General features: G+C 63.7%; 10 protein-coding genes. 8 read left to right on the forward strand and 2 right to left on the reverse strand.

Annotated elements, in window-relative coordinates; genetic code table 11:
* The first annotated feature begins 131 nt into the window (after positions 1-131).
* On the forward strand, positions 132-677 hold the full coding sequence (locus tag ACF8EA_RS05845) for a cytochrome b (protein ID WP_010953021.1): 546 nt from the start codon (positions 132-134) through the stop codon (positions 675-677).
* Here the strand turns inward: ACF8EA_RS05845 and ACF8EA_RS05850 are convergent.
* On the reverse strand, positions 668-1,561 hold the full coding sequence (locus ACF8EA_RS05850) for a 1-aminocyclopropane-1-carboxylate deaminase/D-cysteine desulfhydrase (protein WP_392521269.1): 894 nt from the start codon (positions 1,559-1,561) through the stop codon (positions 668-670). The two genes, ACF8EA_RS05845 and ACF8EA_RS05850, sit on opposite strands and share 10 nt — an antisense overlap.
* Positions 1,562-1,721: 160 nt before the next feature.
* Positions 1,722-3,758, reverse strand: a complete 2,037-nt coding sequence (locus ACF8EA_RS05855; RefSeq protein WP_392521270.1) for an FAD-dependent oxidoreductase — start codon at positions 3,756-3,758, stop codon at positions 1,722-1,724.
* A gap of 456 nt (positions 3,759-4,214) precedes the next feature.
* On the opposite strand from ACF8EA_RS05855, the gene ACF8EA_RS05860 reads away from it, so the two are divergent.
* The 7 genes from ACF8EA_RS05860 (at position 4,215) to ACF8EA_RS05890 (ending at position 14,733) form a co-directional block, all read left to right on the forward strand.
* Positions 4,215-4,919: a molecular chaperone gene (locus tag ACF8EA_RS05860; RefSeq protein ID WP_392521271.1), complete on the forward strand. Its 705-nt coding sequence runs from the start codon at positions 4,215-4,217 to the stop codon at positions 4,917-4,919.
* A 25-nt stretch (positions 4,920-4,944) separates the two neighbouring features.
* Entirely contained in the window at positions 4,945-5,934 is a 990-nt protein-coding gene (locus ACF8EA_RS05865) for a fimbrial protein (RefSeq protein ID WP_392521272.1), read from the forward strand.
* 70 nt (positions 5,935-6,004) lie between these two features.
* On the forward strand, positions 6,005-8,812 hold the full coding sequence (locus ACF8EA_RS05870; protein WP_392521298.1) for an ATP-binding protein: 2,808 nt from the start codon (positions 6,005-6,007) through the stop codon (positions 8,810-8,812).
* Positions 8,809-10,002 (forward strand): EAL domain-containing response regulator, encoded by a 1,194-nt coding sequence (locus tag ACF8EA_RS05875; RefSeq protein ID WP_319298390.1) that lies wholly within the window; start codon positions 8,809-8,811, stop codon positions 10,000-10,002. The genes ACF8EA_RS05870 and ACF8EA_RS05875 overlap by 4 nt, the downstream gene beginning before the upstream one ends.
* A gap of 84 nt (positions 10,003-10,086) precedes the next feature.
* Positions 10,087-13,299 (forward strand): response regulator, encoded by a 3,213-nt coding sequence (locus tag ACF8EA_RS05880; protein WP_392521273.1) that lies wholly within the window; start codon positions 10,087-10,089, stop codon positions 13,297-13,299.
* Between the two features lie 69 nt (positions 13,300-13,368).
* A complete protein-coding gene (locus tag ACF8EA_RS05885) occupies positions 13,369-14,016 on the forward strand; it encodes a response regulator (RefSeq protein ID WP_012053262.1) in 648 nt (215 codons plus the stop codon).
* Between the two features lie 117 nt (positions 14,017-14,133).
* A complete protein-coding gene (locus ACF8EA_RS05890; RefSeq protein WP_323600564.1) occupies positions 14,134-14,733 on the forward strand; it encodes a fimbrial protein in 600 nt (199 codons plus the stop codon).
* Positions 14,734-14,775: the final 42 nt, after the last annotated feature.

Below are 14,775 nucleotides of genomic sequence, written 5' to 3' on the forward strand. Positions count from 1 at the left end.
CCCGCGAAGGGGCCGGTGGCTGGCAACACAATTTTCACAGACCCAGCGCAAAGATTCGTTTCTGGTAACCATTACAATGGCACCTGAGCGCCAGCAAGAGCGCCTTCCCGACCTGATGACGAGGACCGATCATGGTTTCATCCCCCCCTACAACCCATTACGCACGCCTGTCCATCGCCCTGCATTGGCTGATGCTGGTGCTGCTGGCTGCCGTCTATGCCCTTATCGAACTGCGTGGGCTGTTTCCCAAGGACAGCGCCGAACGCAACCTGATGAAGGACCTGCACTTCATGCTGGGGCTGAGCGTGTTCGTGCTGGTCTGGCTGCGCCTGGCCATGCGCCTGAGCCGTCCGACTCCGCCCATCGTGCCAAAACCACCAGCCTGGCAGACCGGCCTGGCGCACCTGATGCACCTAGCGCTTTACCTGATGATGATCGGTCTGCCGCTGGCCGGTTGGTTGATCCTCAGCGCCGCCGACAAACCGGTGCCGTTCTTCGGCCTGGAGCTGCCACATCTGATCGGCCCGAACCCGGACCAGGCCAAGTTCATCAAAGGCTGGCATGAGCGTATTGGCAGCTGGGGCTACTGGCTGATCGGCCTGCATGCACTGGCCGGGCTTTACCACCACTATGTGCAACGCGACAACACGTTGTTGCGCATGTTGCCCTACAAGTAACCGCGTCGGCCCTGCAGGCCACCCGTGTGCACGAAGATCAGGCGGCTGCCGGGCTTGAACTGCCCGGCAGCAACCTGATCACGCAAGGCCAGCAAAGCCTTGCCGGTATAGAGGGCTTCGAGCGGCACGCCAGTGCGCCGCTCGCAGTCGGCGATGAAGGTCAGTAGCTCATCGTCGAATTTTCCGAAACCGCCACGGCAGGCGTCGTACAGCTGGTAGCCGTGCGTGCCGGCCAGTGCTGCCACCGTCTCTGGCACCCCATGATCCCTGGGCACTGCCAACGCACCATGTACGGCATGTGCACCCGCCTCGGCCAGCACAAGGCCGGCCAAGGTAGTCCCCGTTCCAGCAGCCAGCCACCAGGCGTCATGGTCTGACCAGCCCAATCCCGCGATCTGCGCGCGCGCCTGCTGCATGATCAGTGCGCAGCCCTGCGCACCGGCCAGCCCGCCGCCCCCTTCGGGGATGCAGTGCCAGCCTGGATAGCGTGCTTGCCAAGGTTCCCAGAAGCCGGGTTCGTTGCGTGCACGGTAGCCGCCGTAGCCTAGCCAATGCAGTTCCATGCCCAGCGCCTGCAGGTCACGCACGGTTGGCGTGTCCTGGGCATGGCCGCGTAACAGGCCGACGGTGGCGAAGCCGAAACGCTTGCCGGCAGCGGCCAAGGCGTGCAGATGGTTGGAATAGTTGCCGCCGAGGCTGATCAGGCCCGGGGCATTGCTGGCGCCGGCCTGTTGAAGGTGGTGGCGTAGTTTGAACCACTTGTTGCCGCTGATCAGCGGGTCGATCAGGTCCAGGCGCAGAATGGCAGCCTGGACCTGGGCTTGATTCAGCCAGGGTAAGTCCAGAAATTGCAGCGGGGCTTGGGGGAGGTCGAATACATGCATGGATCGCAGTTTACAGGGAAAGCCCGGAAGCGCTTGCAGGAGCGGGTTCGCTCGCGAACACCGGCAAAGGCGGTGCCATCCACCGCGTCGCCTGTTTCGCGGGCATGCCCGCTCCCACCAGTTACCGCGCAGGTATGGGGCTCACGCAGCCCCGACGACCTCAGAGCTCAGCCGCCAACCGCGAGCCTTGGTTGATCGCTCGCTTGGCATCCAGCTCGGCCGCCACATCCGCGCCACCAATCAGGTGCACCGACTGCCCCGCCGCCTCCAGCCCTTCCTGCAGCTCGCGCAGCGGATCTTGCCCGGCACAGATCACCACATTGTCCACCGCCAGCACCTGCGGCTCGCCGCCGTCCACACGAATGTGCAGGCCGGCATCGTCGATAGCCAGATACTCGACGCTGTTGAGCATCTGCACCCCTTTGTTTTTCAACCCGGTGCGGTGAATCCAGCCGGTCGTCTTGCCGAGCCCGTCACCCACTTTGGACTTCTTGCGCTGCAACAGGTACACCTGCCGCGCCGGAGCATGCGGCTCGGCCTTGATCCCGGCCACGCCACCTCGCGCCTGAAGCTGGGTATCGATGCCCCACTCTTTCCAGAATGCCCCTCGGTCCTGACTGGTGGCCACGCCCTGATGCACCAGGTACTCGGACACATCGAAGCCGATACCTCCCGCGCCAATCACGGCCACCGACTTGCCCACCGGCTTGCGCTCGAGCAGCACGTCCAGGTAGCTGAGCACCTTGGCATGCTCCACGCCCGCAATGGCCGGGGTACGCGGGGCGATGCCGGTAGCCAGGATGATTTCATCAAAGCCGCCATCCACCAGTGCCTGCACATCGACGCGGGTATTCAGGCGCAGGTCCACACCTGTGCTTTTGACCTTGTTGCGGAAGTAACGCAGCGTTTCAAAGAATTCTTCCTTGCCCGGCACCCGCTTGGCCACGTTGAACTGGCCACCAATCTCACTGGCGGCGTCAAACAGGGTCACCGCGTGGCCCCGCTCGGCCGCCACGGTGGCCGCCGCCAGGCCAGCCGGGCCGGCGCCTACCACGGCAATGCGCTTCACCGCACGTACAGGCAGGTAGTTGAGTTCGGTCTCGTGGCAGGCACGCGGGTTGACCAGGCAACTGGTCAGTTTGCCGCCGAAGGTGTGGTCCAGGCAGGCCTGGTTGCAGCCGATGCAGGTGTTGATTTCATCCGCGCGACCGGCAGCGGCCTTGTTGACGAAGTCTGGGTCGGCGAGAAACGGTCGGGCCATCGAGACCATGTCCGCATCGCCCTCGGCCAGCACCGCCTCGGCCACTTCCGGGGTGTTGATGCGGTTGGTGGTGATCAGCGGAATGCTCACCACGCCGCGCAACCTGGCGGTGACTTTGCTGAAGGCCGCACGCGGCACTTTGGTGGCGATGGTCGGAATACGCGCCTCGTGCCAACCGATTCCGGTGTTGATCAAGGTAGCGCCGGCCTGCTCGATGGCCTTGGCCAGCAGCTCGATCTCGTCCCAGGTGCTGCCACCCTCGACCAGGTCGAGCATCGACAGGCGGAAGATGATGATGAAGTTCGGCCCTACCGCGCCACGCACCCGGCTGACGATTTCCACTGCCAGGCGCATGCGGTTTTCATAACTGCCGCCCCAGCGGTCGGTGCGGTGGTTGGTGTGGGCGGCCAGGAACTGGTTGATGAAGTAGCCTTCCGAACCCATGATCTCGACACCGTCGTAACCGGCACGCTGGGCCAGCACGGCACAATTGACGAAGTCGGCAATCTGCTTCTCGATACCCTCCTCGTCCAGCGCCTTGGGCTTGAACGGGTTGATCGGCGCCTGGATCGCGCTAGGTGCCACCTGGCGTGGGCTGTAGGCGTAGCGCCCGGCATGCAGGATCTGCAGGCAGATCTTGCCACCGGCAGCGTGCACCGCCTCGGTGACGATGCGGTGCTTGTCGGCCTCTTCCTCGGTGCTGAGCTTTGCCGCACCGGAATACACCCCGCCTTCATCATTGGGCGCAATGCCGCCAGTGACCATCAGGCCAACGCCACCGCGGGCGCGCTCGGCAAAGTATGCAGCCATGCGCTCGAAGCCGCCGGGGCGCTCTTCGAGGCCGGTGTGCATCGAGCCCATCAGGGTGCGGTTGCGCAAGGTGGTAAAGCCCAGGTCCAGCGGGGCAAGCAGGTGCGGGTAGCGGTCGGCGGCCATGGAAAGGTCCCCTGATGGCGTGATCACGGAATGCGGGCACCTCACTGGGTGGCGGGCCCCGTCGTTTGTCTGCCTGCGACATTAAACAGCCGTTTGAATTGCCTCAATGATCGAAACTGACAAGTTAATGATCATGATGAACATCGAGACTGCCCGAGGACTGGTGAATCAGCCCTGCCGGTATCAGCTGGACCTGGGCTTGCACTTCAATCTGAATGGGTCACGGGTGCGGTGTTTGCTGACCGGCCTGTCCACCACCTTTGCCGGATACATTGTTGAAAGGGACTAGGGGCATCGGATGTTGCGGTGGCCGGGTTGCTGTGCGACTGCGGCAATTCACAAAGCAGGCATTTAACCACGCGGCAATTTAAGAAACGTCTCAAAGCCGGGGGCGGCCCAGCTGTCTAGGATGCTCAGGCCCTTCCCTGTCAACCTCACCGGAGCCCTGCCCTGACCATGTCGCGCTTGCTTGATACCCTCTCGCGCCCAGCCATGGCGGCGCTGGTGCTGATGGGCCTGGCGTCCAGTGCCTGGGGCCAGCTCAAAGTCGAGGGCACACGCCTCATTTACCCAGGCTCGAACAAGGAAGCAAGCATCAGCGTGGTCAATCGCAGTGACCTCGACACGGTCATGCAAAGCTGGGTCAGCAGTACCGACGAACGCGACGATGCGCCCTTCGCCATCGTCCAGCCGTTGACATTGATACCGCCCAACGGCCGGCACATGCTGCGGGTGCTGTACGCCGGCAAGGGCCTGCCCGAGGACAGGGAGTCACTGTTCTGGCTGAACATCCTCGAGATCCCGCGCAAACCCGAACAGGCCAATACCCTGCAATTCGCCGTTCGCCAGCGCCTGAAGCTGTTCTACCGCCCCGCCGGCCTGCCAGGCTCGGCCAGCGAGGCGGTCGAGGGCCTGGCATGGCGCGCACGTCAGCCTGGCCTGATCGAAGTCAGCAACCCGAGTGCCTTTCATGTTTCGCTGGTCAACCTCCAGCTCGACAGCCCCGGGCAGTCGCGCCAGCTTGCGGACTACGTCCTGCTGCGCCCGGGGGCATCGCTCACCCTCAAGGCGCCCTCGCCCCTGCCCGCGCAAAGTCGCGTGGCGTTCAGCGAACTCACCGATATCGGCCTGCAGAAGCGCCACCACATCGCGCTGCCGTGAACACACCGCCACAGGACACCCACTCATGAACCTGATCCGGAAACACTTGCTTGGCCTGCTTTTCGTCGCCGCCAGTTGCCCCACCACCAGCTATGCGCTGTCCTGCAAGCTGGACCCGTCCATGGCGGCGGTATTCAAGGAAGCACTGGGCACCGCACTGGCGGTACCGGCCGACGCGCCCGACGGCACGATCATCTGGGAATCGGCACCACACTCGGTTCCGGTCATCTGCGCCGACGACTATGAAACCGGCATCAAGGAAGATGTCTATTTCTATGTCAACCCGGCCAACGCCAGTATAGGCAAGGGCATACGGGTCGGGATTCGCTACGGCTCGCAGAACATCACCCAGACTTCAGGCGCCGTCACCACTGGCTACAACTCGCTTCATGGTTGCAACTGGGCGAACTGTGCGGGCTGGGACAAGGCCCGCTTCACCCTGAACTTCACGGTGTTCATCGAAAAGAACGGCGCAACGCCAACCGACGGACAAGCCAGCACGCTCAGCGAGTACCGGGTGTTCCAGCTGGACGGCAGGGGCGGCCTTAACCCCAAACCCAACAGCAACCTCAACTATGTCGTCACCGGCATGAACAACATCCGCTTCGTGCCTTGCTCTCCCGAGTTGACCATCTTGCCTTCGGTGGTCAATTTCCGCCGTGCCCTGGCCAGCTCGGCACAGGTCGGCCAGGTCGCCAGCTCGGCCAGCTTCAGCCTCGACCTGACCAGATCCTGCGACACGCCCTACACCGTCAGCGCCCGCTTCACCCCAGTCGCAGGCAGCGCCAGTGTCATCGACAAGCTGCTGGTGCCCGCCAACAACACCTCAGTCGGCATCGCCCTGACCCAGCAGGACAGCAACCAGCCGGTGCCTTTCGCCACCTGGTTCAAGCTGGCCGACCTGGCTGCGCCGGGCGTGATCCACAACCCGTTCCGCGCCGACCTTATCTGGCGCTCGGCGCCCATTTCCGGTCCGTTCGAAGCCACGGCGCTGGTCGACCTGTACTACCAGTAAAACCTTCGGCCAGGCGGCCTTTAAGGATCGTCTGATGTCCAGTTGCCAGCGGCCTGCCTACATTTGCGGGATGCGACTCAAAGCCTACCTGCAACAGATCAACCCCCTTCTCTCCAACCCCGAGGCAGCACGCCGCCTGCTTCGGTTGCTGGCGATCGTGCTATCGGCCGGCATTCTCGGCGCGGCCTACAATTTCCTGTCCTTTACCTTCAACACCGATATCGCTCGGCGCCATGGCGCCATGAGCAGCGCGATCGCCGAGGCCCATACCTTCTTCACCAACCGCGAGGCGCTGCTGGAGAGCCTGAGCCTCGCAGCCGTGCGTCAAACGGCGCCGGGTGTCGACTGGCTGCCCCTGGCACCGGGCGAGGAAGTGCACCTGCAACTGGGCAGCCAGCCGGGCAAGCGCTGGAGCCTGTGGCTGACCCAGCGCATGTGTGCCTACCTCAAGGCCCGGCAGGTCAACCTGCTGTATGTCGACACAGCGGCTAAGGCCCCCATGCGCTGGCTGTACAACGCTGACGCCCAGGCCTCGCTGCCTTCATCTAGCCTGCTGGAGCAACTGCGCGCTACTGGGCAGCGGGCCACGGCCCCTCGGGAACTGTGGCTGGCCGACCAGGGCACCCAAGGTTCGCGCCTGTTCATCTTCCTGCGCCTGGACGCACGCGACCCGGACTCTGGCTGGCTGGGCCTGGAAATCGACAGCCATGCAGTGTCGCCGTCACTCGAGGATGCCAGCGCGGGTAAATTCATGATGTTCAATGCCGACGGCATGCTGGTGTTCACCAACACCCCAGGCCCGACGCTGGACCGTTCGCTGCGCCATCCCGTGGGTAACAACTTCTTCGGCTTCGCCGGCCAGGGGCTCCTGCCAGAGTACCTGGTCATCAGCAAGCCATTGATGTCTTCGGACTGGCAACTGGTTTACGCAATCGACCTGTCCGCGATCCTCGCCGGTCTGTGGCAGCAACTGCTCGGTGCCCTGCTGTTCTGCGTACTCAGCATCACCTTGATACGGGTGTTGATCCAGCGGTTCGACCAGCGCTTGTTCACCCCCACGGTCGAACGCATCCGTGCGCTGGTGGAAAGCGAGATGTTCAGCCGCGACGTCATCGAAACCGCACCTGTCGCCCTGTGCGTGTTGCGCCGTAGCGATGGCCAGGTGGTGCTGGAGAACCACCTGGCCCAGCAGTGGCTGGGCCAGGACCCGGCACGCGGCGCGCGCAGCGCGCAATGGATCGAGCAGGCTTTCGAGCGACACGAAGACCAGTGCAGCGACTATTTCGAGAGCGCCGAAGGCCGCCACCTGTACCTGAGCTGCTCGCCAACCCGCTACAAGGGCGAGCAGGTGCTGCTTTGCGCGTTCAGCGACATCAGCGCACGCAAGCAGATCGAGGCCGCGCTGGACGACGCCCGGCGCGCGGCCGACACCGCCAACGAAGCAAAGACCCAGTTCCTGGCGACCATGAGCCACGAAATCCGCACACCGCTGTACGGCGTGTTGGGTACCCTGGAGCTGCTGTCGCGCACCGTGCTCGACGCCCAGCAGCGCGATTACCTGCGGGCAATCGAAGGCTCCTCGTCAACCTTGCTGCAGTTGATCTGCGACGTGCTGGACGTGTCCAAGATCGAGGCCGGTCAGCTGGCCCTCGAACTCAGCGAGTTCAGTGCCCCGGACCTGGTCCGCGAGGTGGTCCAGGGCTACAGCGCGGCAGCCAGGAGCAAGGGGCTGCAGCTCTACAGCTGCCTGGACCCACGCCTGCCCGAACACCTGATCGGCGACGTCAACCGGATCCGCCAGATCCTCAACAACCTGCTGAGCAATGCGGTCAAGTTCACCGATTGCGGCCGCGTGGTGCTGCGGGCCAGGCTGCTCAACCGTGACGGCGAACGCTCCTGCCTGTTGTGGCAGGTCTCGGACACGGGCAAGGGCATCGCCGAACAAGACCAGCCGTTCATCTTCGACCCTTTCTACCAGACCGAAGGTTATAGCCAAGTCATCCCCGGTACCGGGCTCGGCCTGCCGATCTGCCAGCGCCTGACGCAATTGATGAACGGCCAGTTGCGCCTGGTCAGCGAGCTGGGCCTGGGCAGCAGCTTCAGCCTGACCCTACCCTTGGAAGTGGCGTCAGGCCGCACAAGCGCCCCGTTCAACCTGCTGGGTGAACGCATTCACGTGGTATCGCCAGTACACGAACTGGCTGAAGCCATCAGTGGTTGGCTCTGCCGCTGGGGTGCGCGCGCGCAGGTCGGCGCGCCAGCGCCAGGCAGCGCCCTGCCCGGCGAACTGCTGGTTGAGTTGCATCCCGGCAATGTAGATCGCTGGCTGGTCGCCGAGTGGCCCGGCCCGCGAATCCTGGCCAGCGCCCAGGACTGCAGGGAGGCGCGGCACGAGGCCGGTCACTGGCAGGTCAACCTCAACGACCTGGGTGCCCTGCACCATGCTGTCGGTCAGGCCCAGGGCCTGCGCCGTCCCAGGGACCCCGCCGCGCCGGCCCCCTTGATCGAGCCGCTCGGGCTGCACGTGCTGGTTGCCGAGGACAACGTCATCAACCAGTTGATCCTGCGCGACCAGCTCGAGGAGCTCGGCTGCAGCGTAACCTTGGTCAGCGATGGCGAGCAGGCCTTGCAAACCTGGCAGCGCGAGCATTTCGACCTGCTGCTGACCGACGTCAACATGCCCGGCATGAACGGCTACGAACTGACCCGGGCCCTGCGCCGGCTGGGCTGCACCCGCCCCATCGTCGGCGCCACTGCCAATGCCTTGCGCGGCGAGGAAGAACTGTGCCTGGCCGCCGGCATGGATCGCTGCCTGATCAAGCCCTTCAACCTGCAAGTCCTGTTCAACTGCCTGGCCCCGTATCGAGGTAGCCCTTGAAGACCTTTAACATCCTGATCGTCGAAGACCACCCCTTCCAGCATATGTACCTGCAACACTTGTTCAGCGAGCTTGGCAGCTTCAACCTGGAAGCGGCCCGGGATGGCCAGGAAGCGCTGGAGCGACTGCGCCAACGTGACTTCGACCTGGTCCTGACCGACCTGCTGATGCCCGGTATGGACGGTGTGCAGTTCATCCAGCACCTTGCCGGCCTGCGTCACAAGCCAGGCCTGGCGATCATGAGCGTGGCCTCGCGGCGCATGCTCATGGCGGCGAGCCTGGTGGCCAAGAACCTCGGCGTGGACGTGCTCGGGCTGATCTCCAAGCCGGTCGAACCCGCCGCGCTGCGCAGCCTGATCGACCAATTGCAGTTGCACCATCAGGCACCGGCCCAGGCGGCACCGGCCACGCCCGAGTTCGATCGCCAGACCCTGGTCGATGCCTTGAACAACCGCGCTTTCCAGGCCTGGTTCCAACCCAAGAAGTCCTTGCACAATGGTCGCATCGTCGCAGCCGAAGCCCTGGTGCGCTGGATGCACCCGGAGCAAGGGGTGTTGCTGCCAGGCGCCTTCCTGCCAACGATCAATGCCTACGGCCTGGAGGAAAGGCTGCTGTGGGTGATGCTCAAGCAAGCCATGGATGCCCAGGCGCGCTGGCGCGAACGGGGCTATGACATCCCGGTCTCGATCAACCTGCCGACCCACCTGCTGAACAGCCATGACCTGGCCGACCGGCTGCTGGAATTCGTCCTGCACCATCAAGGCGTGCCCGGCAAGCTGTGCTTCGAGCTGATGGAATGCTCCATTCCCGAAGAGCTGAGCAACTTCTATGCAGGCGCCTGCCGCTTGCGTATGAAAGGCTTCGGCCTGTCCCAGGACGACTTCGGCAAAGGCTACAGCTCGTACATGAGCCTGGTCTCGACGCCCTTCACTGAACTGAAGATAGACCGGGCGCTGGTGCAGCGTTGCGATGAAAGCGAGAGCCTGGCCTCGGCCTTGGCCAGTATCGTTGCCCTGGGTCGCAAGCTCGGGCTCACCGTGGTCGCCGAAGGGGTCGAGACGCATCAAGAGCTCGAAATGCTGCGCAAGGTCGACTGCAACCAGGTGCAGGGCTTTTTGATCTCCCATGCCGTGTCGGCGGAGCAGTTCCAGCGCCTGCTGCACAACGACGGTCCCCCGTCAGCCTACTGACCGGCTGTAACTCACAGCGCCGGCCGGGCATCAAAGGTAATATTCGTTGGGTATCGATGCCCCCACGCCCTTGCGGACCCTTGCATGAAACAGTACAACGCCCTGCTGGAAAACCTGGCCCGCAGCTCTCTGCGCCTGAACAAAGGCATGACCGTCCTGCTGGGCCTGGCGCTGCTGCTGGCCGGCTTCAGTCTCTGGTCGCTCGAGCGCCTGATCGACGAACACAGCGACACGGTCAGCATCCATTTCGCCCGGCTGATGGAGAATGTCCAGGAGCAGGAAACCTTCCTCGAGGCCCTCGTGCAACGCAGCGCCAAGGGGGAGCTGCTCGACTACCCACGTGCGCTCGAGCCGGCGCTGGCACCAATGCCCGAGGAAGGGCCGGACATCTACAAGGGCCAGATCTTTCCATTTTCCATGCCGTTCAGCCTCAAATTCGACCCGCACAACCTGGCTGACCGCGAAGTATCGGACATCTTTACCCTGGGGGCGAACTTGGCCAGCTTCTACAGCATGTTCTGGTCGGCCTCTCCGTACCGTTCGCCACAGGTGTTCCTGTTCTCGCCGGATGCCCGTTACGACATCACGGTTCCCGCCGCAGGACGCGGGCGGGGCAAGCTGGAGAATGAACCGTTCATCGATGTGATCAGGCAGGTCATTGCGCGCCAGCCTCAGGACAACGACTGGGGCCCAGGCAGCAGGATCGTCTGGCGCAGCTATGTCGAGCAGCCGGACCAGGCCTCCCCGCCACGCGTGCTGGCCTACGCCAACGTCCCCCTGCACTCGGGCAAGGCAGAAGGCCAAGCCACGCAAGTGGCGTCGCTGGTGGACCTGGCCCAGATCGATGATTTCGAACGCATCATGGACTGGACCGTGTATGACCACTTCAACCTCATTGCCCCATCCGGCGAGGTGCTGATCGGCGCGCCCACGCCCCTGAAGGGGGTGCATGAAGGCCTCAACATCAAGCCCGAAGGCCTGGTGTTCCGTCTCCACGAACAGGCCAACGGTGGCTGGAGTGCGATCTACACCGTGACCTACCGGCACTTCTTCCGTTACGCGTTCTGGTCACTGGCCAGCATCGCCGCCACGTTCCTGGTGCTCATCGGGCTGGGCCGGGTGGCCATCCGTTGGTATCAGCGCCAGGTCATCCTGCCTGCGCGCGCGGCCCACGAGGTCATCACCGAGAGCGAGGCCTTCAGCCGGGTGGTCATCGACACCGCCCCGACTGGCCTGTGCGTGGTCCGCAGCGCCGACAACGAGGTGCTGCTGGAGAACCAGCGGGCGCAGCAATGGCAGGGCACTCGCGAGCTGGTCAGTACCCTCGCCTCGGCAGTGGGCAACACCCGCAGTGGCGAGCACTACCTGCAGGTCGAAGGCCGCCACCTGCAGGTCGGTTTCGTGTCGACCCGCTACCACGGCGAAGACGTGCGCCTTTACGCATTCAACGACGTCACCCGCCACATCGAGGACGCCCAGGCGCTTGACGAAGCCCGGCGCGCCGCCGACGCCGCCAATACCGCCAAGACCCTGTTCCTGGCCACCATGAGCCACGAGATCCGCACCCCGCTGTACGGCGTGCTGGGCACCCTCGAGCTGCTTGGCCTGACGCACCTGGATACACGCCAGCAAGGCTACCTGCACACCATCCAGCGCTCCTCGGCAACCCTGTTCCAGCTGATCAGTGACGTGCTCGACGTGACCAAGATCGAATCCGGGCAGATGGCGCTCGAACCCGTGGCGTTCTGCCCGCTGGACATGCTCGAGGACACCGTGCGCACCTATCGCGCCTTCGCCGAGCGCAAAGGCCTGTTGCTATATGCCTGCCATGACGCCCGCCTGCCGACGCAGTTGGTGGGCGATCCGATACGCATCCGCCAGATCCTCAACAACCTGCTGAGCAACGCCATCAAGTTCACCGACACCGGCCGGGTGGTGCTGCGCACCCGCGTGCTGGAGCTCGACGACACCCAAGTGCGCCTGCAATGGCAGGTTGCTGATAGCGGCATTGGCATTTCCCAGGCGCAGCAGGCCAGGCTCTTCGAGCTGTTCTATCAGGTCGCCGACGCTTCCAGCGAGGGCGGTGCAGGCCTGGGCCTGCCGATCTGCGGCTGGCTGGCCGACATGATGGGTGGCCAGATCAAGGTGGTCAGTGAGCCGGGCCTGGGCAGCAGCTTCTCCCTCAACATCAGCCTGCCACTGGCCCAGGGGGCACTGAGCGACAGCCCAAGCGCAGTGCCCGACTCGACCCCGGTGTATGTGCGTGCGCCGATACCGGAGCTTGCCCAGCATGGCGTTGACTGGCTGCAGCGCCTGGGTATTGCCGCAACCCTGACGATTCCACCGCTGGAGAAGGACAACCACCAGGCCCTGCTGGTAGACCTGCTCGACTGCCCGGACGCTGGCACCTGGCATGGCCAGCGGATCTGCGCCAGCAGCGACGGCCCTGCGCCCGGCGCGTTCGTCGACGGCTGCTGGCGGGTAGACCTGCATGACGTGCGGGCCATTGCCCAGCTCATCGCGGTGGTGCGCCAGGGTGGGTCGCCCGATGACCAGAACACCGCGCAGCAGCAACGCGCCGCTTTGCGCCTGCATATCCTGGTGGCCGAGGACAATCCGATCAACCAGGCGATCCTGCAGGAGCAACTCGAGGCGCTGGGCTGCACCACGGTGGTCGCGGCCAACGGCGAACAGGCCATGCAACGCTGGCAGCCAGGCCTGTTCGACCTGGTCCTGACCGACGTAAACATGCCGTTGATGAATGGCTACGAACTAGCCAGGACCCTGCGCCAGCACGACGCCCGGTTGCCGATCATCGGCGTCACCGCCAATGCACTGCGCGAAGAAGGCCAGCGTTGCCTCGAGGTGGGCATGAATGCCTGGATGGTCAAACCGTTGAGTCTGCAGGCATTACGCAGCCATCTGGTCCGTCTGTGTCGGCCAGCACTGGCCGAAGCGCCCAGCCGTGCGCAAGCGGACAGCCTCAGCGCCTCAACCTCCGCTGCAGCCACCGATACTGTGCAAGTGTCCGACGCCATGCGCGCGCTGTTCATCAGCACCCTGCGCGAGGATATGCAGCAGTTGCGCCTGGCCCTTGAGCAAGGCGACCAGCGGCGCCTTGGCGAGCGTCTGCACAGCATCGCCGGCGCCCTCGGCGCGGTACAGGCCCGGCCTCTGGCCGAGCAGTGCTGCGCACTGGAGTCCGCGCTGGCCGACTCGCCGCTCGACGCGGCCCTGGCCGATAAGCTGTGGGGGGTACTGGACAGGCTCTCAGCAATACTCGATGCCCTCGCATAGAATCAACTTCAGCGCTGATAACGCATGGAAACAACCCTCCCATCCGCACCGGCTAACGGGTCGTCTTTTATGGAAAAACTCAAGGTCATCATCGCCGACGATCACCCCATCGTGCTGCTCGGCGTCCGGGAACTGGTCGAACGCGACCCACGCTTTAGCGTGGTCGGCGAAGCCGTCTGTTCGCAAGGGCTGATAGAGCTGCTCGAACGCCAACCCGTGGATATGGTCATCTCCGACTACAACATGCCGGCAGACTCACCCTACGGTGACGGCCTGAAACTGATCGACTATCTCAAACGTCACTATCCCGCCGTCCGCATCCTCGTGCTGACCATGATTTCCAACCCGCTGATCCTGACACGGCTGCAGGAACTAGGCGTGGACGGCGTGATCCAGAAGAGCCAGTTGCATGGTGAAATCGAAAAGGCCCTCAATGCCGTCGCTCGCAACAGCACCTACCGGGCGCCGGCACCGGCTAGGCAATCGGTGATCGCCTGTAACACCGCCATCGATCAACGGGTGGAAAACCTGTCACCCAAGGAATTCGAAATACTGCGCCTGTTTGTTGCCGGACAAAGTGTCAGTGAGATCGCCCGCAGCCAACATCGAAGTACCAAGACCATTAGTGCACAGAAAGTTTCCGCGATGCGCAAACTTGAAGTGAACAGCGACCAGGAACTGTTGGCCTACTGCTTGGCGAGTCATATCTTTAATTAACTAGCGAGCGTCATTGTCCGACCATTAAGATTCGTCTGATGGGCCAGAGAAACCACCTGACTTATTGTGAGCGTGCATTAAGTTGCAGCACTTACTCACTCTCATGTGGACATCAATATGAATAAATTTTCCCTGGCCGCCCTGACCCTCTCGCTCCTGACCGCTTCGGCCGGTGCACTGGCCGTCGAGGCCACCGGGCCAGTCACCGGTGGCAGCGGCAAGATTTCCTTCACCGGCGTGATCAACAATGACGCCTGCTCGGTCGATGGCGCCAACGCCGACCGCATGATCGCCGTGGACATGGGCAGCGTCTCGATCAAGGACATGGGCACCGCCGAGAACCCGACGGCAGGCCGCGTGACCGGCAAGGACTTCAACCTCAACGTCAACTGCAACCTCGGCACCAAGGTGGCGATGATCTTCGATGCCAACAGCGGCGGCTCGGGCCTGGTGACCGGCAAAAAGGTCCTGGCCCTGACCAAAGGCACCGGCACTGCCGCCAACGTTGGCATTGCCCTGCTCGACCCTAATGGCAACCTGATCGACCTCAGCTCGGCCGCCACCGCCAAGATCCAGAGCGACGTACACGGTACTGGAGCCGAGGGCGGCGACGCCACCCTGAGCTTCTCTGCGGCGTACGTAACCACTGGCGCCGCCGGCACTGCCACCGCCGGTCGTGGTGACGCCACCCTGCCGTTCATCCTGCAGTACGAGTAATCACTTCGCCACTGTTCCCTGCGCGAGGCTGACCAGCCTCGC

The sequence above is a fragment of the Pseudomonas sp. YQ_5 genome, assembly GCF_043103305.1.
Taxonomy (GTDB): Bacteria; Pseudomonadota; Gammaproteobacteria; order Pseudomonadales; family Pseudomonadaceae; genus Aquipseudomonas; species Aquipseudomonas putida_Y.